Raw genomic sequence first — 22,013 nt, 5'->3', positions numbered from 1 at the left:
CGTTCCTTGGGGTGAGATTGCTATATTTTTAGTAGCTGCTTGCGCTTATGGATAGAGCGCTATAGGCCAATTTCTCTCTGTATTTCAAGGGTTGATGGTGCCCTTGTCTTGCGGTGGGTGCGCTGAGGTGTTTGGTTGCACGAACTTCGTGGGCCACGAAGTTCGTGTAAACTGGGCCGTATGAAAAACGTCACCATCACGATGGACGACACCGTGGCCGAATGGGTGCGGGTAGAGGCGGCCAAGCGCGGCAGCAGTGTGTCGCGGCTCATGGGTGAATGGCTGGCCGAAAAAATGCGCCAGGAAGACGCCTACGCGCAGGCCATGCGCGAGGCGCTGGCGTTTGAGACCTGGGGCGCTTCATCAGGCCCCTATGTGCCCCGCGAGACCTTGTTCCAGCGATGAGCACCACCCCCATCTTTGTCGACACCGAAGTGCTGCTCGCCAGCGTGGACGAGCGCGACCCGGCGCGCCAGGCGCGTGCGCGCGAGTGGCTCACTTTTTGCTGGCAAACGCGCAGCGGGCGCATCAGTTCGCAGGTGCTCAACGAGTTGTACAACCAAGCCATCCAGCGCTTTTCCGGCCCCCACGTGCTGCAGCAAGTGCGTGCCCAGGTGCGCCGCCTGCGCGTGTGGCTGCCGCCGCACCTGGACGCCTACACCGTCGATGGTGCGTGGGACCTGCAAGACCGTTATGGCCTGGGCTATTGGGATGCGCTCATTGTTTCGTCCGCCCACCAGCAGGGCTGTCGATACCTGCTGACAGAAGCCTTGCCGCACGACCAGGTGCTGGACGCCGTGCGCGCCATCAATCCCTTTGTTTTGGCCCCCAACGAACTGGACACTGCCGAATGACCTCTGCCGCCACGCCTACCGACACGCTCGCCAACGCTTTGAACCGCATCCGCCCCGATGTGCGTGCCATGCACTCGTACGTGGTGCAGCCGTCCACCGGCATGCTGAAGATGGACGCGATGGAGAACCCCTTCACCTTGCCTGAAGCACTGCAAGCTGCGCTGGGCCAGCGTCTGGGGGCGCTGCCGTTGAACCGCTACCCAGGGGCACGGCAGGACGATCTGCGGGCTGCTCTGAAAGCCTATGCGGGCGCACCCACGGATTACGACGTAGTGCTGGGCAACGGCTCTGACGAACTCATCACCCTGCTGGCGCTGGCCTGCGCACAGCCTGGCACCGGCCATCGCGCCACCATGCTGGCCCCCATGCCGGGGTTTGTGATGTACCCCATGAGCGCGCAACTGCAGGGGCTCGATTTTGTGGGCGTGCCGCTGACGCCTGACTTTGAGCTGGATGAGCCCGCGATGCTGGCCGCCATTGCGCAGCACAAGCCCGCCATCACCTACATCGCCTACCCCAACAACCCCACCGCCACGCTGTGGGATGAGGGCGCAGTGCAACGCATCATCGACGCCGTGGGCGCGCAAGGCGGCATCGTGGCGGTGGACGAGGCCTACCAGCCGTTCGCCAGCCGCACCTGGCTCACCCGCATGCAGGTCGAGCCTGCGCGCAACGCGCATGTGCTGCTCATGCGCACGCTCAGCAAGTTTGGCCTGGCCGGTGTGCGCCTGGGCTACATGCTGGGCCAGCCCGCCCTGGTGGCCGAGATCGACAAGGTGCGCCCGCCCTACAACGTGAGCGTGCTCAACTGCGAAGCCGCCCTGTTTGCGCTGGAGCATGCAGACGTGTTCGCCGCCCAGGCGGCCGAATTGCGCGCGCAGCGTACCGTGCTCATTGACGCTCTGCGGGCCATGCCCGGCATCGAGAAGGTGTGGGACAGCGAGGCCAACATGGTGCTGGTGCGCGTGGCCGATGCCGCCCAGGCCTACGAGGGGATGAAAACCCGCAAGGTCCTCATCAAGAACGTTTCTACAATGCACCCATTGCTGCACAACTGTTTGCGCCTGACCGTGGGCAACGCCCAGGACAACGCCACCATGCTGGCAGCACTCCAAGCCTCCTTATGACCTCCTCCGCACTCGTCACTTCCACTGCCACCGATCCCGCCGCTGACCGCATCGCCGAAGTCAGCCGCAGCACCGCAGAGACGCGCATCACCGTGCGCATCAACCTGGATGGCACCGGGCAGGCCAAGCTGCACACGGGCATTGGCTTTTTTGACCACATGCTCGAACAGATTGCCCGCCACGGCCTGATCGACCTGGACATCGACTGCGCGGGCGACCTGCACATTGACGGCCACCACACGGTGGAAGACGTGGGCATCACCCTGGGCCAGGCGTTTGCGCGCGCGGTGGGCGACAAGAAGGGCATCAACCGCTACGGCCACGCCTATGTGCCGCTCGATGAAGCCTTGAGCCGCGTGGTGGTCGACTTCTCGGGCCGCCCTGGCCTGCACCTGCACATCCCTTTCACGGCGGGCAGCATCGGCGGTTTTGACACCCAGCTCACCTACGAATTCTTCCAGGGCTTCGTGAACCACGCGGGCGTGACGCTGCACATTGATAACCTCAAGGGCATCAATGCCCACCACCAGTGCGAGACGGTGTTCAAGGCTTTTGCCCGCGCACTGCGCTCTGCGCTCACACGCGATCCGCGCGCGGCAGGTACCATTCCGTCCACCAAGGGCAGTCTCTGATTTTTAAGCCAAAAAGGCCTCTAGCGCCCATCCAATAAGCGCTAACAGCTATGAATACAGAAGCAAAAACAGTCGCCGTGGTGGACTACGGCATGGGCAATCTGCGGTCGGTCTCGCAGGCCGTGCAGGCGGCAGCGCAAGGCACGGGCTGGACGGTGATCGTCACTTCCCGCCCCGACGAAGTGCGCGCTGCCCAGCGCGTAGTGCTGCCAGGGCAGGGCGCTATGCCTGACTGCATGCGCGAACTGCGCGAGTCGGGCCTGCAAGAGTCCGTGCTGGAAGCCGCAGCGTCCAAGCCGCTGTTTGGTGTGTGTGTGGGCATGCAGATGCTGCTGGACCACAGTGCCGAGGGCGACACACCCGGTCTGGGCTTGATCCCTGGCGAAGTCATCAAGTTTGACCTGGCAGGCCGCACCCAGGCCGATGGCAGTCGCTTCAAGGTGCCGCAGATGGGCTGGAACCAGGTGCGCCAGGTGCCCCACGGTGGTGCGGTGCACCCGGTGTGGGAAGGTATTCCTGACAACAGTTACTTTTACTTCGTGCACAGCTTTTACGCCCGCCCGCAAAGCGCCGCGCACTGTGCCGGAGAGGCAGACTACGGCGGAGTATTCGCCGCAGCCATTGCGCGCGATAATATTTTTGCCGCGCAATTTCACCCCGAGAAGAGCGCGGAACACGGCCTGGCCCTGTACCGCAACTTTCTGCACTGGAACCCCTGAATCTTTCAACCCGTTCGGGCCGAGTTTCACCTCGCCCTTTTCCTCCCGAACCCATCATGCTGCTCATCCCCGCCATCGATCTCAAAGACGGCCACTGCGTTCGCCTCAAGCAAGGCGATATGGACCAATCCACCACCTTTGGTGAAGACCCCGCGGCCATGGCCCGCAAGTGGGTGGATGCCGGTGCACGTCGCCTGCACCTGGTCGATTTGAACGGTGCTTTTGCGGGTACGCCCAAGAATTACAGCGCCATCAAGTCCATCCTCAAAGAGGTGGGTGACGACATTCCCGTGCAGCTGGGCGGCGGCATCCGCGACCTGGACACCATCGAGAAGTACATCGACGGCGGCCTGCGCTACGTCATCATCGGCACCGCTGCGGTGAAGAACCCCGGGTTCCTCAAAGACGCCTGCAGCGCCTTCGGCGGCCACATCATCGTGGGCCTGGACGCCAAAGACGGCAAGGTGGCCACCGATGGCTGGAGCAAGCTCACCGGCCACGAGGTGGTGGACCTGGCCAAGAAGTTTGAAGACTGGGGCGTCGAGTCCATCATCTACACCGACATCGGCCGCGACGGCATGCTCTCGGGCATCAACATCGACGCGACCGTGAAACTGGCCCAGGCTTTGAGCATCCCCGTGATTGCCTCGGGTGGCCTGTCGAACATGGCCGACATCGAGCAACTGTGCGCTGTGGAGTCTGAAGGCGTGGAAGGCGTCATCTGCGGCCGCGCCATTTACAGTGGCGATCTGGACTTTGCTGCTGCGCAAGCCCGCGCCGACGAACTCGGCGAAGCCTGAGATTGTGCGGGCTGCGGTGAGCGCAGCCGTTGAAACCCACAAAAAAGCCCCGCCCGGAGAGCAAATCCGGGCGGGGCTTTTTGTTGGGTGGTCAGCAGGCGGGAAGGGCGGTAGCGGTGTTGATGGCGCGCACCGTGCCCACCAGCGAACTCCAGTAGCTGGGCAGGCTGGCCCAGGGGTTGCCGACCTGCGTGGAGGGGTTGTATTGCAGGTTGGTGGCATACACCAGGCCGTGGTTGTAGCGCGCTGATGCAGCAGCCTGAACGGCGGTTTGCATGGCGGTGCAGTTGTCGGCGTTGTGTACCAACATGGCATGTCGGCTGTTGGTCAGCGTGTAAAGCCACGGCGTGCTGGTGCGTGGGTCAAAGTTCTGGAACGTGGTGGCTGCGCCTTCAAAGCTGACGATGGCGTCTGTCACTCCGGCATACGCCGCTGCAGGCACCAGCCCTGGGTTGCCCACCACGCGCAGCGTGGCGCCCCGGGCCTTGATGTGGTCGTAAATCTCGCGGTAGAACGGAATGTGCGTTTCGTTGGCAGACATCTCGTCCAGGAAGATGCCGCTGATTACCGAGCTGCGATACAAGTCCAGGTAGCGGTCGATGTTGGTCTTGATGTCCGCCAGGCTGCGCGAGCCCGTACCGTAGCGGGTGTACACGTAGCCGATGACCTTGCCCCCTGCTGCGACGAGGTTGCGGGCTGCCTGCAGCGTTGCGGCGTCAGCGGTGGTGAAGATGCCGTTGGAGGGGTTCAGGATGGCGGTGATGCCGACGGCGGGGTTGGCGCTGGCCGATGCCGCCATCTGGGACCAGCCGGTGTTGGTGGTGGGGTGGAAATAGGCGGGCACCAAAATCTCCAATGCCGCTGGCTGTGGCCGCAGGTAGATGGTTTGCGTGCCGGTGCCGGTGGCCCCGTTCACCGTGCTGCGTGCCGTGAGGGTTTGGGCCCCCGCGGTGGTGCCGGTGAGTGATGTGGACGCCAGCCCCGAGCGGGTTTGGGGTGCCACGGGTGAGAAGCTGCCGCCAGGCATCGAGAACGACACTGCCGTTCCATCGGCGGCAGCGCTGCCGCTCACAGAAACCTGTGCCTGCACGGCGACCGGCGTCTGAGCGGTCAGCACACTGGCTGAGGCTGGCGCTGTGATCGTGACTTGCACGGTGCTGGGGGGCGTAGGCGTATCGGAGCCACCGCTACCGCCGCCACAGGAGGCGACGAGCGCGGCGATGGGAGGCAGTCTGGCTGGGCGCCGCAATGAATTCAAAAGACGGGACATGGCATGTTCAAAAGGCCGGTGTAAAAAAATGTTACACCACCCTGGTCGCCGCGTTCCACAGACTTTTGTAAAGACGCTGCTGGGGAACGCACCCCCGCAGCGCTGCCTTACTGCAGCATGAAGGTTTCGAACTCCAGCCGGTTGAGCTGGCGTGTCAGCAGCACCATGCCTGTGCACAGTGTGACCAACATCGAGCCTGCAAAGCCATACCCGTAAAAGGCGGCCCCCAGATGCAGCGTCAGTGCAGTGAAAACGATGTTGAGCACCACCATCTCCACACATAGCACCAGCACGATGCGGCGCTGGTCCAGGTAGAAGAACACGTTGAGAATCGCCATCAACCCCACCTGCAGGCCCGCTCCCACTACCTGCACATGCAGCAAAGGCAGGTACAGGCTGGAGATGCCCAAGGCATCCAGCAACGCCGGGCCCGCCACGAAGGTCACCAGCACGGCCAGGGTCTGGATTTTGGCGATTTCGCCCAGCCCTTGCTGGATGGCATAGACCATTTCATCACGCATCGACTCGATGTATTCAAGCGAGCCGCCGCTGCGCACCGCGTCGTAGAACTTGTCGTAATACTCCACGAAGTCGGTCTCGATGCGCACCAGGAACACCGCCATGCCGGGGATGATCGAAAGGTACGAGAGGAACACCGGCAAGTCATAGATCAGCGAGGCGCGCAGGCCGCCGATGATGGGCTCCGATGTGGGCGGGAAGTACCAGAACATGAACTTGTCTGCCCAGATGGCCACGTTGTAGAGCAGGCCCACCAGCACGAGCGACGGGTACAGCAGCTTGCGTTCGGCAAAGTCAAATGCGATCAGCCGGCCCTTGGGGCTGAAGTCGCGCACCACCATCACCCACATGCCTGCCAGCAGCACGAAATTGCCCAGCACGAAGCCGCCCAGCAGCCCCTCCAGCCCCCAGGGGCGCATCAACAGGGATGCCACCACGATCAGCGCATAGGCACCGCCGAACAAGACCGTGATGGCCTGGTAGCGCTTCATGCCCGACAGCAAGATGGCCAGCACCCACACGCCGCACATGACGCAAAAGCCGGCCAGCATCAGCAGCCGGTACAGCAGCCGCTCGCCCGGGAAGACGACGAACAGCGCCAGGGTGCCCAGCACGGCCGCCACCGCAATCACGCCCAGCAGCAGCCCGTGCAGGTTGGGCAAGATCAGATCCCGCTTCTTTTCAAACAGCCGGTCCGACACAAAGCGGGTGAAGGCCAGCTGCACAAACCCTGTCAGGATCAGGCTGCAGGCCACCAGGTACGTGACGGATGTCTGGAACTGGGTAACCAAAAAATTGGGTACCACCACGCTGGCGCTGAAGATCCCCACCAGCAAGATGCCGATGATCGAGAACACCCAGGGACCGGAGCCAATGACACCCGCATAGGCGTAGGCCTGCAGCAGGCCCGTCAGGGTGTTCTTGCGCAGCATGCGGCGCAGTTCAAATCCAATGCCTGCCATGTCAGCGTGCCTCGTCGGTTGCAGGCCCGCCCAGGGCCTTTTGGTACACCTTACGGTAGCTGCCAAACATCATGCTGTCGGTGTAGTAGCGTTCCACGCGGGCAATGGCGGCCTGGCTGGCGCGATTCCACTCGGCCGGGTCGTTCAGCAAAGCGATGGCGGCGTCTGCCAGCGCCTGCGGGTCGGCAATGCCCACCACGCTGCCGCTGCTGCCCAAGGCGCGGTCTTCTTCGCCCAGGCCCTCGATCAATTGGCGGCACGAGCCCACATCGGTGGATACGGTGGGCACGCCCGCTGCATAGCCTTCCAGAATCACCAGCGGCAGGGCTTCGCTGATGGAGGACAGCACGATCAGCCCGATCTTGGGCATGAGGTCTTCCACCTTCTGAAAGCCCAGGAACTTCACGTGATTTTCCAGCCCCAGGCTGCGCACCAGGTTCTCGCACTCCTGGGCATAGGAGGGGTCTTCGTCTGTGGGGCCAGCAATCCAGCCTTCGGCCTGCGGCATCTGGTTCACCACACGGCGCATCGCGCGGATGAAGGTCTTCACGTCCTTGATGGGCACCACGCGGCCAATGAGGCAGAGCACCGGCGGCACCTGCGCCGGGCGCTTATCGCGCATGGGCGCAAAGCGGGCGAGCTGGATGCCGTTGGGGATGTTGAACGTGCGCGCCGGGTCAGCGCCGTCTTGCACCTGGCGCAGGCGGTTGGTTTCATACAGCGCGATGATCGGGTCGGCAGCTGCATAGCAGTAGCGCCCCATCCATTCAAACAGCCGGATCCACATTTGCCGGAAGTACGACAGCTCGGTCGGGTCGCGCTGGAAGACGTTGCGGTTGTCGCGAATCCACTCGCTCTTGAGCAGATCGATCTGCCGTTCCTTGGTGTAGATGCCGTGCTCCGACAGGGCAAACGGTATGTTGCGTGTGTCGTGCAGAACGGCCCCCAAAAAACCTGCATAGCCTGTGGACGCGCTGTGCAGCATCCGCACCGGGATCAGGTTTTGCGCCACGCTGGCCAGCGTCCACAGGGGCTTGAACATGATGCGCACCGTCCAGAAATAATCCACGAACGAGGGGTCGGTGCAGTACTCGCGGTAGGTGTCGCGGATCAGTTCCCAGGAGCGCTCGCTGTACAGAAAATCTTCCAGCGGAAAGTTGCCGCCGGGCGCCATCTCGCGGGTCACAGCGCGCAGCATCTGCAAGGTTTGCTCGGTGCCTGCGCTACCTTCGCGCAGGGTGTTCACGATGCCGCGCAGCACCTCGAACGTGGCTTCATTACCCGGGCGGGCGTGCGGCAGGTTTTGTGCTGCCAAACCGTCGTACAAAAAGTGCTCTTCAAAGTGCACCACGTTGGCTGGCAGCTTGTATTTGAACTGGCTGTAGTCCGAGCGCTGGCTGCCCAGAAACACCAGCGCAAAGCGGTATTCGGGGAAGGCCTGGATGATCTGGTTGATCCAGCTGGAAACGCCCCCGCTCACATAGGGAAAGGTGCCTTCCAGCAGCAGGGCAATGTCAGCCTCGGCGGCTTTGGGGTGCATCATCGCGCGCTCCAGTAGTCGATGACGGGGCGCAGGCGGGGCAAGGCGCTCCATTCGTCGAGTTGCTGCATCAGCTGCCGCGTTTTGGCGAAGTCGCGTTGCTCAAAGCTCAGCTCGGCAAGGTAAGGCAACACCCGTGTCGCGGGCAAGCCAAGCTGCTGGGCGCGGGCGTAGGCCTGCTCGGCTTCGTCCATGCGGCCCAGCGCGTGCAGCAGCAAACCGCGGCGCAGGTTGTGCTGGGGGTGCTGCGGTTGCTGCGCCAGCACCCGCTCGCAGTAGCGCAGGGATTCACTGATGGCGTAGTTGCGCATGTCGCCCTGCGCCAGGTTCTGGTACACCAGTTCCCAGTACAGCGCCGACAGTTTTTCTGCTGCCTGCAAGCCGGTGGGACCCAGGGGGTCTGCCCCCTCTTTTTCTTCGGCCTCGCGCAAAGTGTCCAGCTCTTTGTCGATGGAACGGCTGATGTTGCGCTCCAGCGCATCCAGCATGCCGTAGGCGAGCAGACGCAGATCTTCGCTGGAGTCGTTGAGCACATTGCGCAGCAGCGGGGACGAGATACGCCCAGACATGTGCTGCAGTGCCACCATGGCCCGCATGCGGGAACGGGCAGGGACTTCGCTGTTGCCCAGCACAGCGCGCAGGCCGGTTTGCCGGAAGCCGCTCTGGATGCGCTGGTGCAGGTCGAACTCTGGCAGGTGCACAGACTGGAAGTCTTCGATGGGACGGGCGGCACGGTACACCCGCAGCACCAGCGTGCCCAGAAAGACGCCGATGAAGCCTGCCAGCGGCACGGCATAGCTGCACACCGCCATCAGGGCCAGCATGGGTATTCTGGGGCGCAATTGCTCGGCTGACAGCAGTGGCAAGGTAAACACCGCCAGCAGTACGCAGGCCGCCGCATGGGCCAGCAGATAGCTCAGCAGTGCGGCGTCCGAATAGCCGTCCAGCAGCACCGGGCCCGCCCACGCCGTGAGCTCCATCACAATGGCCCACAGCCCCCACTTGGTACTAAGCATGGGCGAGTTGCAGAAGTTTTTGCAGCATGGGCAGTGGCCCGCCCGAATCTGCGAGCGGCAGCGGGTGTGGGTAGATACCCGCCTGTGCAAGGCCTGTGTTTTGCTTGCGCCGGATCCACTCCTCCAGCCGGGCAATGAAGCCTTCGGCAGTAGATGCTTCGCCCAGCGGCATCAGGATGGCAAGGACATGCCGCTTCGGTCCAGCAATGGCCCAGCTCTCATCCATCATCCGTTTGAGCCGCAAGAATTGTTGCGGCAGATCCTGATCCACGGCGTCCTGGTTGAATTCCAGCGCCACCACGATGCTGGGGACCTGCGTGCTTTCATACATGCGCCACAGGCGCTGCAGCTCAAAGGCAAACTCAGGCGGGCAGTCAGGAACCTGCTCCACCAGCGGCGCTGACAGCGCTTGGGTTGACAGCCCATCGGTGTAGTAACCCAGCAGCAAATTGATGGTTTGCAGGTTCTCGTTCTGCAGCGCAAAAAATGGCAGCTCGTCGATGAGCAGCATGGCGTACACATCTCCCCCAATATCCAGCAGAGGGGCTGCCACTAGGTAGCGGGTGGCTTCCTGGCGCACCGTGGCTTGAACCACATGGCACAGGGTGCGTGTTTCCAGGGCTTGGGTGAGCAACGGGTCTTTGGGGTCTACCGCCACGGGTGAGCCAATGGTGGCTATCGCGGTTTTCTCCAGCTTGTGATCGTGCACAGGGTGCAGGGCCGCAGAGCTGATCTGGCAATACTGCGCCAGCAGTCGCAGCAGAATCTGTGCCTCATCATCGCTGCCGCTGAGTCCGCGCAGCGTTTTGAGCGCGTCGCGCATCGACATGGGGCGGCCTATCAGTTCCTGTTCCAGCCGGTCATGCGACAGGCGCAGCAGGTAGTACTGGCGTATCAGGTGCTCCAGGCGCTGGTCCAGGTAGTACTGCACGGCTTCGGCGCGGCGGGTGCGCGCTCTCCACAAGCTGGAGAACTCGCCCACCAGCATCACGGTAATCAGCCCGCCCAGAAAGAAGATCTGGGGGAATTGGTCCATGTGGCCCACATGCAAGGCAACCCATGCCAACAGCAGCACGGCGCCAGCGCCCAGCCCGGCCAGCGGGCCATAGCGCAAGGCCACGATGACCGGCGCCAGCCAGGCCCAGTGGAATTCCGCGTGCACCCCGAGTGGATCTTCGGGATTGAATGCCAAGCCCACTGCCACGGCAATGCCGGGCACGAGCAGTGATTCCAGCGTCACCAACCATGGGCGGTCACCGGCTGCGCCCAGCTTGCCCAGCGGTGCACCGGAAAAGCCGGGTTTGCGCTGCGCAGCAGGTGCTGTGGCGTCGTCGGATCGGGCGGTCGTTGCTTGGTCGTCAGCTTGCATGCGAATGCGAAGGCTTAACGTGCACCGGACAGACCGGCTTGGAGCAGTTCGCGGATCAACTTCTGTGCCACGGCCGACAGCGCTTCACGGCTCCAGCCGGACTTGCCGCCTGCGCCACTCCAGAGAATGTCGCCGCTTTGCACGTCAATGATTTGCAGCGTGATGCCAGCGGCCGGTTCCCCGTCCACGCCCACCTTGTAGCGCCACTCATCCACGGTACCTGCCAGTGCATAGCGCACGCCTTGTTCACGGGCCCAGGCCAGCGCCTGTTCCTGGCGTTTGGTGTCGCCTGCGTCGAACAGCGCCTCTTGCTGCGCTGTGCTCGTGTAGCGCTTGACCTTGCCTACGCCCCGTGCATGCAGCAGGGCCTCTGCGACGCTTTCGGCGCGGTTGCCAGCCATGGGGGTCTCGGTGTGGTTGGCAAAAGGCAGCACGGTCCATTCGGCATTGGCCTGCAGGGCGGGGGCTCGGCCACGGTCTACCGTAGAGCAGGCTGCCAGTGCGCAAAGCACCAAGGCGCTGGCAGCAACTTTCAAGGTGTGCAGGATTTTGGTATTGCTCATCATCGGGCTTGTCTTTCCATCAACATCGGGTGGGTTCAAAAGTGCTTGCGGTAGCGCAGCTGTATCTCGCGGGTGAGCCCCTGGGTGAGGGTGCCGCCCTTGCCCAGGCTCCAGCCCAGGTTCAGGTGGTCACCGCCCAGTACGCTGCCAGCCAGGCCCAGTCGCAGACTGTAGCCCGGGCCCTGGCGGCTGTGCCAGGTGCGGGAAATGCTGCCAAAGGGTTGCAGCGTGCGCGTGTAGTCGCGCTCAAAGCGGGTATTGGTCGAGATCTGCAGACCGTAGAAACTGAAGTTCTCGGGCAGGAAGTAGGTGTTGCCGACACGGTCCACGCTGGGGGGCAGGTACTGGGTGAAAGCCAGGTCGCTGCCCGAAAGCTCTCCGGGGTCACGCCGGTCGTACGCGTGCTGCGACCAGAAGGCGCCGAACTCCAGGCTTGGGGCCTCCACGCGGTAAGTGTGCGTGTAGGTCAACGAGGAATGGCGACCTGTGCCCAGTGCACCACCGGTCTGCAGCTTGTAGTTGTCGCGCCAGTGCTCCATGGTGATCTGGTCAAGCCGCGAGATCTGATAACGCAAGCTGATGCCGGCACGGTCTTTCATGCCCGCCATGCGCAGCACGGTGCTCTCCTGGGTCGGCAGTTGCATGCCGATGTCCATGCGCAGCGTCAGGCGGTTGTCCAGGCGCCATTCGTGTTCGAGCTGAATGGGGGTGTAGCTGGTCAGGCTCTCGCGCCGGGCCAAGTGCAGGGTGGTGGTGGTGTCCCGTTCCTGCCAGCGCAGATCCACCTTGACACCTCGTTCCTGCGAGGGGTTGCTCAGCTGCGTGGAAAGCCCGGCAGTGCGGTGAATGCGGGTCAGGCTCAGGTCCATCGACAGGCGCGGGCTCAACGCCATGTGCCATTGCGCGGTGGCTTCGGTTTCTTCAAGGTCGCCGAGCTTTCTCGCCTCTACTTGAGGGCCTGCGTGGTCACTGAACGCCAGAAGGTTTTCGGTGAGCTGCAGATGCAGCGGTGCGTCGTCGGGCTGGTCGGTCTGCGATTCAAACGCGGTGGTCTGCGCCAAGCGCACATCCTGCACGGCAGCAGCGGCGTTGATGCGGTCGTAACGGGGCAGGCGCTCACCAAAAGTTTCCAGCAGGGCTCCGGTGGATGCAGTGTCTTGCTCCGCCAGGGCCACAGTGATGTCGGCCCAGAGCGGCCGGTTGGCGCGCAGGCTTTGGCTGCGTGCGTACTGCTGCCACAGCAGGCCGCGCTCTGCGGAATACTGGCCTGCATCCTGCAGCCAGCCAATGGCAGTCTCTGCCGCAGCGTTGGACAGGTTGCCAGCCGCGTCCCGATCCAGGCGCATGAGTTCACGCAGTGTCTCGAACGCCGGGTCGCCGGGCTTGTGTGTCAGTAGCAGGCGTGCGCGGGCCAGGCGGCGGGTGGTGTCCAGCCCCTCTTCGGTGAGCCAGTGCGCGCGCGCTTGTGTGCGCGTCATGGGGCGGCCCTGTTGTGCCTGAGCCCATTCCGAGGACAGCAGATGCCGGCGCAGGCGCCATGACTTGTCGGGCTCCTGGTTCTGGTCCAGCGCGTCGGCGTAGTTCATCATCCACAGGAAATCGCTCTGCCGTTCTGCCAGCTGGGGGGTGAAATACCGAGCCAGTGCGACGGAGGGCAGGGACAGGGCCTGGTACGCAGAGCCCAGGGCATCGTGCATCTCCTTGTCGCGGCTCCACTCGGCTTCATGGGTGGCCAGCAGTTTGCGCAGAGAGATGTTGTCGTTGCTGTCGATGAACAGCCACACGATGGCCTGACGCATCTCGGCCGAGTCGGGCGCCAGGCGCAAGGCCGCATCAAACAGCTGGGCTGCGCGGGTGAGGTTGCCCGTGTTCTGGTGGTACAGACCCACAATGCGCAAAAACTGCGTGTCTTTCCACAGGGGGGCAATCGCTTCGTGTGCGGTGCCGGTGGTGGGGCTCACCTTGTCCAGCAGATGTTTGACCTGCGTCCACTGGCTGCGGCTGACATAGGTCGTCAGAGCCAGGATCAAGTGGCGCGGCTGGAAGGAGCGGTCCCAGGCCTGCACCGCCACATCTGCCGCCTGTAATGGGTAGTCCACTTGCAGCAGCCGGATGGCGGAATCAAAGTCTGGCAGCTTGGCATCGGGTGTGGTCAGCAGCTGGCGATACGCATCCAGCGCCACTGCGTCACGCTGCTGGCGCTCAGCCAGCTGCCCGGTCATGCGCAAGAAGTCGGTGGTGATCTCTGCACCGGGCACAACGGCATGGCGCGCGGCCTCCAGCCAGGCCATGGCCAGTTCCGGCTTGCCACGCACCACCGCCAGGGTGGCTGCGCGCATCGCGCGCTCGGGTGTGGCCTGAGCGGGGTCGGCCAAAAGCTGCTCCCATGCCTGTAGCGCCACATCCATTTGCCCGGCACGGGTCGCAATGTCCGCCAGCAGCTCCAGGTTGGCGGGCAGGCGCGGCTGTTGCTGCAGGAACTCGATGGCGGGCAGCGGGGTGCCCACCCGTTCGTACGCCAGGATGAGTTCTTTGGCCAGGGGGGCGTTGTCCGGGTTGCGCCGCAATTCGTAGCGCAGGCCTTCGATGAGTGCCGCATCGTCAAACAATCCGGGAGCAAGCCTCAGGACCGATTGCCAGGCCCGGTCTTGCTGGGTTGCCCGAGCGATCACCAGCCAGTTCTGCAGTGCAACGTCGCTGCGCTGCGTCCATTCGGCCACCTGCGCCAGCCGCTCGCGCCACGCCAGGTCATTCGGTGCCTGTTGCACGGCTGATTTGGCCACCAGCCAGGCGTCTTCGAGGTTGCGGTTTTCCAAAAATACCTGGTAGCCCAGGGTGTAGATCTTGTCGTCAAACGGCAAGCCTGGGCCTGCCTTTTCAGTGCCAGTGCGGTTGCCAGCTTGCGCTGTGGCTACCTGCTGCATCCCTGCGGCGCTGGGGTGGTGCAGCATGCGGGTGTCCAGCAAGTAAGCGCGGTCTTCATAGCGCAAGGTGGCTGGTGCCGGCGGCGTTGCATCGCCCGACATGGGGAGCATCACCGGCGCTGCGGTGGCAACGGCTGTCTCGCGCCACTGTTGCAGCAAGGCCAGGCGAAGCAGCCGCTTCATGTATTGCTCGGCAATCGCGGGTTTGCCAGCGGCGCGTGCCAGTTCCACCAGCATGCGCAACACTTCTGGATCTGCTTCAAGCCCACCCACCTCGCGCTGGGCCAGCGCCAGCGCCAGGGCAGGCTTGCCGGATGCCTGCATGGCAGCGATGGCGCGCAGGTAGAAGGCTTTGGCTTGATCCGGTCTGGTGCTGGCGTGGCGTGCCTTCAGGAACAGGTCGGCTGCCTCTTGGTGGGCAGAGACGCCCAGTGCTTCGCGCGCTGCACGTTCATAGAGTGCCACGGCACTGCCCTCGGCGCTGGCCTCGTCGCCCATCCGCCGGTACATCTGAATGCCCAGCAGGGGCTCGCCCAAATGAAAAGCGTCTTCCGCCAATGCCGGCAGCACTTCGGTGGGCACCTCTTGGGTCATCAGCTCATGCAGCTGCACCACCAGGTCAGCGCGCAGGGCGCGGCGTTGTTCTGTGGCGTCGAGAGGAAGGGCGTGGTAGCCGTCCATGGCGTCACGCCAGCGTGTCCATGGCGAAGGCTGCCGGTTGGCCAGGTCGGCTTCCCTTTGCTTGCGGGCTTCGTCTTCGGCAACCCGCTGCGCCTGCAATTGCTGCAGCCGAGGGTTGTTCGGATCACTGCGCAGCAGGTTCTTCAAGTATGCAAGCGACAGGCTGGAGTCGCTGCTGGACGAGAGCAGGCGCCGCTCCAGATCCTGGCGCGGATACATGAGCCACAGCGCACCACCGACCAAGCCGGCCAGCAGTGCAGTGAGCCAATAGCTGGCGAGTACGGGCCGTTCAGCGTCCGGCGCAGACAACTTGGATTTGCGCGGACGCATCGGCTAGCTTGTAGGTGCGCACGTCGGTGCGCAGGTTGTTGGAGGGCTTGGCGGCCACCACAGGTTGCCCGTTGGCGCTCAGCTTGCAGGCGGGGGCCATGCCGGCCACGCTGAATTGCAGGGGCACATGGCCTTGCAGGGTGAAGTCCGTGCGTTGCCCTTGCTGTGTGCGTTGCCACTGCGTCACGCGGGCATTCGCGGTGTGCAGCCAGACGGTGGGGGCGTTTGCAGTATCGGCGGCGGCAGATCCGCCCGGCCGCGCAATCCATGCAAGGTCACTGGTCAGGTGGAGGTAGCTGCCTTCCGCCCCTTCGCTCACGCCTGCCACGCCAACACCTTGGGCGAGTGTGGGGGTGATGTCATTCACCGAGTAGGGCATGCGCAGCGTGCGCAACTGGCCCGCGCCACGAACGCGCCAGCCGTCACCTTCGCGGGCGATGGCGTAGGTGTGGAAGTCTTGCACCTTGCGAATGAATTCGGAGGTGCGAACCGGGTGCAGTGGCTGCGAAAGCGCCCAGTCGTACACCTTCTTCAGTGCCTTCAGGCCCGCCGCCTTGGAGGCCGAGTACGTGTGGTAGTAGATGCCTACAGGCTTGATACGCCGGGGCTTGTCGGTCATCTCAAAGGTTTCGAGCACGCGCTCGAAACCGTAATAGGGCCCCTGCCACAGGTTGGTGTAGATGTTCTCGTTGGTGATGGGGGCGTAGACCTGCAGGTAATTGCCTTTGGTAATGCCCAGGGCGCCAATCGCCGTCAGCGTGGGTTGTGCCTTGGAGATTGCCGTGTCCCATCCGTTGATGTTCAACAAGCCTGCGTCATAAGAGGCTTTGAGGGCAGCTTCGTTGGGGGCCGTGTCGCCCGACCACTGGAACACTTCCACCGGCTTGCCCGCAGGCACGAGCTGCCGGCGGATGTAGTCCACCGACCCTGCCGTTTCGCGCTTGAAATCCATCTTGTAGCCAGGGATGTCAAGGTACTGCAGGGCTTGGGAGTTCTCTGCAAAGAGCCCATGCTTGACCGATGAGTCCCACAGAAAAGGGTGCGAGAAGGTGTGGCTGGCCGCTTCGATATGGGGCAGTTTGAACATCTTGCGTGCGATGTCTTCCAGCTGCTGACTCTGGTCCGGGTACCGGCCGTGGGGCGCCGTCTCCGCCTCAATGATCGACATCGTCTGGGGGATACGGTACTTCTCGAAAATCTCTTGCAACAGCACTTGCGAAGCCAGTGGGCTGCCCGCCATTTCAGCCTTGGAGGGGAAGCCGTCTCCGTCAATATGGGCCAGCAGCAACCTCAGGCCGTTCTCGGTTGTGGTGTCGGGTACCGGCAGCGGGGGCAGTTGCAGGGCTTTTTGCAGGAAGGTGAACGGGTTGACCACCCACCGTGTTTGTTCAGTGCCGGGCAGCTCCGTCAGAACATACGGGTCGAGAATGAATCCTCCCCAGGGCATCAGGGCTCCGCCCACGTAGCTGCGGCCATTCTTGTCCACAAATTCGACCAGGGGCTCTGCCTGCGCAGCTTGCGGCCCCACCAGCAAGACGGGGGTGTCGTCCCGCTTGATGGGGGGCAGGGCAATCTCAAATTCCATCGCGGCGTGTTGGCCCTTCAGGCGCAATGGTGCGGTGATGTTCAGATCGTTGGCTTGCAGTCCGAACGTGGTAGCCCAGGATTTGTCGAGTTGCAGGCCAAAGTCACCCATGATGGCAATCGGCATGCCCTCGGTTTTGCGGGCCTGCAACCATTGGTTCAGTTCGCGCATCCGGTTTTTGGGGATGAAGCCAGAAAAATAGGTCAACACCCCGGCATAACGGTCGCGATGAATCCCCGCGGGCAACGGGCTCAGGATGTCGGCGTAGTCCACCACATAGCCCATGTGGTTCAGGGGCATCTGCGCGTAGCGGTGGGGGTTGCTGTAGTTAAGCGCTGGGGACTCTGAACTGTTGTAGACCACCAGGATGCGGCGGGGCACCAGCTCCAGCGTGCCAATGCCCACGGTGCTCAAACGGCTGTCCGTCACCCAGGGGATGAAGCCATCGGCTTCGATGCGCTTGGCGGTCTCGCGTGCCAGAGCACGGTCATGGGGCGCGACGTAATCAATGGCCAGTGCAGGGATGCCATCACGGTCCTGGATGGTCTTGAGTTGAGCGATCAGCCACTGGCGGTCAGCCAGAGGCACTTCTTCGTAGCGACTGGCCCCCGCATTCCAGCCGCGGTACAGCGATTCTGCGGCGACCATGTGGATCTTGCCTTTCAGGCGTGGCGCAATCTCGAACCCCCGGTTCATGATCAGCTGGATGCCCGGGAAGCGTTCGTGCAGCGTTTCAATCACGCGAACAAGGCCGTCTTGCTGTGCAGCCTCATCAAAGCGGCTGGCCAGGCGGTGCGAGTCCATGGTGTCCAGAAAGAACCCCCGGTAGCCCCGTTGCCACAGGGGCGCTACCACCTGGTCTGCAAAAAAAGCGGGCCATTGCGCGGGCGTCTGGTCGACCACCACGGAGTTCCAGTGCCCGTTGCGGGCCATCTGCCACTGCTCCGGTATGTTCTTGAAATAGGCCCGCGTGGGCTGCACTTCTGCCACCGACGTGTAGGCGTAAAGCTCGGTCCCTTTGGTGCGCAAGGTTAGCGGGTCGTAGCCATGGTCGGGCTCCACCACCACGATATCGAAGACTTTCAGATCTTCTAGCGGTGCGTTGTGCTGGTAGTAAAGCGCTACCGCCGGGGCCTTCTTGGCCTGAGCGTAGTTTGTTGCGCCCATGGCAGCCAATGCCAGCATCAACAAAACGAGGAGGCGAAGCGGGTGTGTCATGGACGGCGGCGGGTTCCGGGGTGGCGCTTTGTGGGCGCAAGGTGATTCGATCCGGTAGGCACTGTGGCGCAGTGCTGTCCGCAGGGAGGCAGGCAGTGGATCAATGAAGTGTGGATTTTATGGCTTGTGGTTCGGGACGGCGTTTACCCTCGATAGAGCGTGAAATGCAAAAATGTGAGTGTGTACTTTTCTTTTTGGTATTGATACTCAATGGTTTTTGGGCTGCGGAGGCTCACAAAGCCACTTCAGGGTGTTTGGAATATACCCACAGTGGAAAGCGATTGTTTGCAATGGTGCTGGGGCCGCGACCATGGCCTTCGTCCCTTGTGTGCTCTTGCTGGCCAGCCCGGCGAATGGGAAAAGAAGTCGCGCAAGCCTTTTGGCGCTGCATTGCGGGAGGCTTTTTGATCCGACAATTCACCCTATCGGGTCGATCCCGTGCGATGGATCTCTTCCTCAAAACCCAGATCCCCATTTTTTAGGAGTGCGATAGCGTGATTCTTGTAACGGGCGGAGCCGGCTTCATTGGCTCGCATACCTGTGTGGCGTTGGCCCAGGCCGGCATTCCTTTCGTGGTGCTGGACAACTTTTGCAACAGCCGCCGTTCGGTGCTGGAGCGGGTGGAGCGCATCACTGGCGCACCCGTGCCTTTCATCGAGGGTGATATCCGCGACACGGCCATGCTGCAGCGGGTGTTTGCCGAGCACGCCGTCGAAGGCGTCATCCACTTCGCAGCCCTGAAGTCGGTGGGCGAGTCGGTGCGTGAGCCGCTGCGGTACTACGACAACAACGTTGCGGGCACGGTGGCCCTGCTGGGAGCCATGCGGGCGGCGAATGTGCGCACGCTGGTGTTCTCCTCGTCTGCCACGGTGTATGGTGACCCGGCCTCGGTGCCTATCCGTGAGGACTTCCCGCTGTCGGCCACCAACGCCTATGGCTGGAGCAAGCTCATGATGGAGCAGGTGCTGGCCGATGTGGACGCTTCTGAGCCCGGCCAGTGGCGCATTGCCCGCCTGCGCTATTTCAACCCCGTGGGTGCCCACGCCAGCGGCTTGATCGGTGAAGACCCGCAAGACATTCCCAACAACCTGCTGCCCTACGTGGCCCAGGTGGCCGTCGGCCTGCGCGAACAACTCAGCGTGTACGGCAACGACTACCCCACGCCCGATGGCACCGGGGTGCGCGACTACATCCATGTGTGCGATCTGGCCGAGGGACACGTGGCCGCGCTGCGCTATCTGCGCAGCCACCCTGGCCTGCTGACGGTGAACCTGGGCACGGGGCGTCCCGTGTCGGTACTCGAGATGGTGCGCGCTTTTGAGCGCGCCAGCGGCCGGGCCGTGCCCTACCGCATCGTGGCGCGCCGGCCCGGTGATGTGGCCCAGTGCTGGGCGGACCCCGCTCTGGCGCAGCAACTGCTGGGCTGGACGGCCAAACTGGGCCTGGACCAGATGTGCGAAGACGCGTGGCGCTGGCAAAGCGGTGTGGGCGCCAGCCTGCAAGCCTGAGTGGGCCGGGCCCTGCGGATGGCCGTGGTATCTTGCACGGGCCGCTCTGGCCGCCCCCCCGGGTTGCGGCTTCCTTTCATTGATATTCTTCTTTTTTCTCATCCCTTTGCGCCATGCTTGCCAAACGCATCATTCCCTGTCTTGACGTTACCGGAGGCCGCGTGGTCAAGGGTGTCAATTTTGTTGAACTGCGCGATGCAGGCGACCCGGTAGAGATTGCCGCGCGCTACAACGCCCAGGGGGCCGATGAGCTGACCTTTCTGGACATCACCGCCACCAGCGATGGCCGCGACCTCATCCTGCACATCATCGAAGCCGTGGCCAGTCAGGTGTTCATTCCGCTCACCGTGGGTGGCGGCGTGCGCACGGTGGAAGATGTGCGCCGGCTGCTCAACGCGGGCGCGGACAAGACCAGCTTCAATTCGGCCGCCATTGCCAACCCTGACGTCATCAATGCGGCCTCGGCCAAATACGGCGCCCAGTGCATCGTGGTGGCCATTGATGCCAAGCGCCGCTCTGAAGAAGACGCGCTGCGCATCGGTGCCAACGGGCAGCCGGTGGGCCCTGGCTGGGATGTCTACAGCCACGGCGGGCGCAAAAACACGGGGCTGGATGCGCTGGCGTGGGCGCAGGAGATGGCGCAGCGCGGCGCTGGCGAAATTCTGCTCACCAGCATGGACCGTGACGGCACCAAGTCCGGCTTTGACCTGGCCCTGACCCGTGCGGTGAGCGACGCCGTGAGCGTGCCCGTCATCGCCTCGGGCGGCGTGGGCAATCTCGATCACCTGGCCGACGGCGTGCAGCAGGGCGGTGCCGATGCCGTGCTGGCTGCCAGCATCTTCCACTACGGTGAGTACACCGTGGGCCAGGCCAAGCAGCGCATGGCAGAGCGTGGCATTCCCGTGCGTCTGTAATCGGTAGTTTGTTTTGCTATTGATTTAATAGCTTCTAGCGCTTTCTGTAAAAGCGCTAGCGGCCAAAAACGTTTAAATTTTTGATCCCCGTCCGGCCCTCTGGCACAAATCACCGACAATCCGCCCATGAACTGGCTCAATGAAGTGAAATGGGACGCGCAGGGCCTGGTGCCCGTGATTGCGCAAGAGCAGGGCACAGGCGATGTGCTGATGTTTGCCTGGATGAACCGCGAAGCGCTGGCCAAGACCGCAGAGCTGGGCCGCGCGGTGTACTTCAGCCGCTCGCGCAAGAAGCTGTGGTTCAAGGGCGAGGAGTCGGGCCATGTGCAGACGGTGCATGAAATCCGCCTCGACTGCGACAACGACGTGGTGCTGCTCAAGGTAACGCAGGAAGGGCACGAGCCTGGCATTGCCTGCCACACCGGGCGCCACAGCTGCTTCTTCAGCGTGCTCAAGGATGGCGCCTGGAAGGCCGTTGATCCGGTCTTGAAAGATCCCGAATCCATCTACAAATAAGCCCATGAGTTCCAACGATTCCCACGTGCTGTCTCAGCAGGACGCCCTGGCCCGCCTGGCGGCCGTGATTGAAAGCCGCAAACCCGCCAACGGTGGCGATCCGCAGACCAGCTATGTCTCGCGCCTGCTGCACAAGGGGCCGGATGCCTTCTTGAAGAAGATTGGCGAAGAGGCCACCGAAGTGGTGATGGCGGCCAAGGATGTGGACCATGGCGCCGACAAGGCAAAGATCGTTTACGAGGTCGCAGACCTGTGGTTCCACTCCATGATCGCTCTGGCCCACTACGGCTTGAGCCCGGCGGATGTGGTCAAGGAGCTGGCCCGCCGTGAAGGCACCAGCGGTATCGAAGAAAAAGCCCTGCGCAAGGCAGACGCGCGCGCGGCAGACGAGAAAGGCTGACAGCCATGGCAGATGACTTCACCGATGTGCAGACCAAGGACCAGCGGGCCGAGGACTTGAAGGCCATCGGCTGGGTCAGCTACCTGTTGCATCTGATCGTGGCGGTGGGGGCGGTCATTCCCGGTGCGCAACCCGGCGCTGCCTTGCTGTTGATTGCGCTGGTGATCGACCTCGTCAAAAAGAGCGACGCAGAAGGCACCTGGCAGGCCAGCCATTTTTCTTGGCGCCTGCGTACGGTGATCTGGGCAGGTGTGCTCTATGTACTGACGGCACCGCTGTGGATTTTGATCCTGCCCGGCTGGATCGCCTGGGGGCTGATCTCCCTGTGGTTCCTGTACCGCATCGTGCGCGGCATGGTCGCCATGAACAAGGGGCAGGCTCTGGAGATGTGAGATTGGCGCTGCTGGCGAGCGGGTGCCTTGCTCAGCCCTTGGCTGACAGCCCTTCGTCAGCCGGCGGACACGCAGGACGCCGTGTATATCCCTGACAATGCGAAAACTTGCCCGGAGTCATTCAGGGCTCTGTAATCAGTTATCTGGCGGCTGCGGCCGGTTTCATTCATCCCT

Annotated in this window: 19 protein-coding genes; 11 read left to right on the top strand and 8 right to left on the bottom strand. The window is 63.0% G+C overall.

Annotated features, from left to right (window positions below; translation table 11 throughout):
- Positions 1–180 precede the first annotated feature (180 nt).
- From BDD18_RS06260 to hisA, 6 genes are read left to right on the top strand one after another with little or no spacing between them, the layout of a single operon-like run.
- Entirely contained in the window at positions 181–405 is a 225-nt protein-coding gene (locus BDD18_RS06260) for a CopG family transcriptional regulator (protein WP_066697387.1), read from the top strand.
- A complete protein-coding gene (locus tag BDD18_RS06255) occupies positions 402–854 on the top strand; it encodes a PIN domain-containing protein (protein ID WP_066697385.1) in 453 nt (150 codons plus the stop codon). Before BDD18_RS06260 ends, BDD18_RS06255 begins: the two co-directional genes overlap by 4 nt.
- Positions 851–1,981: a histidinol-phosphate transaminase gene (hisC, locus tag BDD18_RS06250; protein WP_142081942.1), complete on the top strand. Its 1,131-nt coding sequence runs from the start codon at positions 851–853 to the stop codon at positions 1,979–1,981. The genes BDD18_RS06255 and hisC overlap by 4 nt, the downstream gene beginning before the upstream one ends.
- Positions 1,978–2,613: an imidazoleglycerol-phosphate dehydratase HisB gene (hisB, locus tag BDD18_RS06245; protein WP_142081940.1), complete on the top strand. Its 636-nt coding sequence runs from the start codon at positions 1,978–1,980 to the stop codon at positions 2,611–2,613. Before hisC ends, hisB begins: the two co-directional genes overlap by 4 nt.
- Positions 2,614–2,663: 50 nt before the next feature.
- Positions 2,664–3,332 (top strand): imidazole glycerol phosphate synthase subunit HisH, encoded by a 669-nt coding sequence (gene hisH, locus BDD18_RS06240; RefSeq protein ID WP_066782841.1) that lies wholly within the window; start codon positions 2,664–2,666, stop codon positions 3,330–3,332.
- Between the two features lie 56 nt (positions 3,333–3,388).
- Complete coding sequence (hisA, locus tag BDD18_RS06235; RefSeq protein ID WP_044400271.1) at positions 3,389–4,132, top strand: 1-(5-phosphoribosyl)-5-[(5-phosphoribosylamino)methylideneamino]imidazole-4-carboxamide isomerase; 744 nt, start codon at positions 3,389–3,391, stop codon at positions 4,130–4,132.
- Positions 4,133–4,223: 91 nt separating this feature from the next.
- Here the strand turns inward: hisA and BDD18_RS06230 are convergent, their stop codons facing one another.
- From BDD18_RS06230 to BDD18_RS06195, 8 genes are all read right to left on the bottom strand, one after another.
- The gene (locus BDD18_RS06230) at positions 4,224–5,285 is read right to left on the bottom strand and encodes a spherulation-specific family 4 protein (RefSeq protein ID WP_338071790.1); all 1,062 of its coding nucleotides are present in this window, start codon (positions 5,283–5,285) and stop codon (positions 4,224–4,226) included.
- Positions 5,286–5,509: 224 nt separating this feature from the next.
- Entirely contained in the window at positions 5,510–6,883 is a 1,374-nt protein-coding gene (gene pelG, locus BDD18_RS06225) for an exopolysaccharide Pel transporter PelG (RefSeq protein WP_142081938.1), read from the bottom strand.
- Between the two features lies 1 nt (position 6,884).
- Positions 6,885–8,426, bottom strand: coding sequence for a GT4 family glycosyltransferase PelF (gene pelF / locus BDD18_RS06220; protein ID WP_142081936.1), 1,542 nt, complete (start codon positions 8,424–8,426; stop codon positions 6,885–6,887).
- Positions 8,423–9,439 carry a tetratricopeptide repeat protein gene (locus BDD18_RS06215; RefSeq protein WP_142081934.1) on the bottom strand — a complete coding sequence of 339 codons (1,017 nt, stop codon included), beginning with the start codon at positions 9,437–9,439 and terminating at the stop codon, positions 8,423–8,425. The genes pelF and BDD18_RS06215 overlap by 4 nt, the downstream gene beginning before the upstream one ends.
- Positions 9,432–10,808 carry a PelD GGDEF domain-containing protein gene (locus BDD18_RS06210; RefSeq protein ID WP_142081932.1) on the bottom strand — a complete coding sequence of 459 codons (1,377 nt, stop codon included), beginning with the start codon at positions 10,806–10,808 and terminating at the stop codon, positions 9,432–9,434. Before BDD18_RS06210 ends, BDD18_RS06215 begins: the two co-directional genes overlap by 8 nt.
- A 14-nt stretch (positions 10,809–10,822) precedes the next feature.
- Positions 10,823–11,371, bottom strand: coding sequence for a penicillin-binding protein activator LpoB (locus BDD18_RS06205; RefSeq protein WP_240485355.1), 549 nt, complete (start codon positions 11,369–11,371; stop codon positions 10,823–10,825).
- 35 nt (positions 11,372–11,406) lie between these two features.
- Entirely contained in the window at positions 11,407–15,306 is a 3,900-nt protein-coding gene (locus BDD18_RS06200) for a tetratricopeptide repeat protein (protein WP_211360683.1), read from the bottom strand.
- Positions 15,266–18,109 (bottom strand): bifunctional glycoside hydrolase/polysaccharide deacetylase family protein, encoded by a 2,844-nt coding sequence (locus BDD18_RS06195; protein ID WP_142081931.1) that lies wholly within the window; start codon positions 18,107–18,109, stop codon positions 15,266–15,268. The genes BDD18_RS06200 and BDD18_RS06195 overlap by 41 nt, the downstream gene beginning before the upstream one ends.
- Positions 18,110–18,603: 494 nt before the next feature.
- Here BDD18_RS06195 and galE point away from each other — a divergent pair, with 494 nt between their 5' ends.
- From galE to BDD18_RS06170, 5 genes are all read left to right on the top strand, one after another.
- The gene (galE, locus tag BDD18_RS06190) at positions 18,604–19,617 is read left to right on the top strand and encodes a UDP-glucose 4-epimerase GalE (protein ID WP_142081929.1); all 1,014 of its coding nucleotides are present in this window, start codon (positions 18,604–18,606) and stop codon (positions 19,615–19,617) included.
- Positions 19,618–19,730: 113 nt separating this feature from the next.
- Positions 19,731–20,531 carry an imidazole glycerol phosphate synthase subunit HisF gene (gene hisF / locus BDD18_RS06185; RefSeq protein ID WP_044400245.1) on the top strand — a complete coding sequence of 267 codons (801 nt, stop codon included), beginning with the start codon at positions 19,731–19,733 and terminating at the stop codon, positions 20,529–20,531.
- Positions 20,532–20,657: 126 nt separating this feature from the next.
- Positions 20,658–21,047, top strand: coding sequence for a phosphoribosyl-AMP cyclohydrolase (gene hisI / locus BDD18_RS06180; RefSeq protein WP_044400239.1), 390 nt, complete (start codon positions 20,658–20,660; stop codon positions 21,045–21,047).
- A gap of 4 nt (positions 21,048–21,051) precedes the next feature.
- Positions 21,052–21,447, top strand: coding sequence for a phosphoribosyl-ATP diphosphatase (locus BDD18_RS06175; RefSeq protein ID WP_044400234.1), 396 nt, complete (start codon positions 21,052–21,054; stop codon positions 21,445–21,447).
- Positions 21,448–21,452: 5 nt separating this feature from the next.
- Positions 21,453–21,839: a DUF4870 family protein gene (locus BDD18_RS06170; protein ID WP_066697814.1), complete on the top strand. Its 387-nt coding sequence runs from the start codon at positions 21,453–21,455 to the stop codon at positions 21,837–21,839.
- Positions 21,840–22,013: the final 174 nt, after the last annotated feature.

The sequence above is a fragment of the Acidovorax temperans genome, from assembly GCF_006716905.1.
In the GTDB taxonomy this organism is placed as follows: Bacteria; Pseudomonadota; Gammaproteobacteria; order Burkholderiales; family Burkholderiaceae_C; genus Acidovorax; species Acidovorax temperans.
Note: the sequence above shows the minus strand (reverse complement) of the source record. Positions and strands in the feature narration are given on the sequence as shown.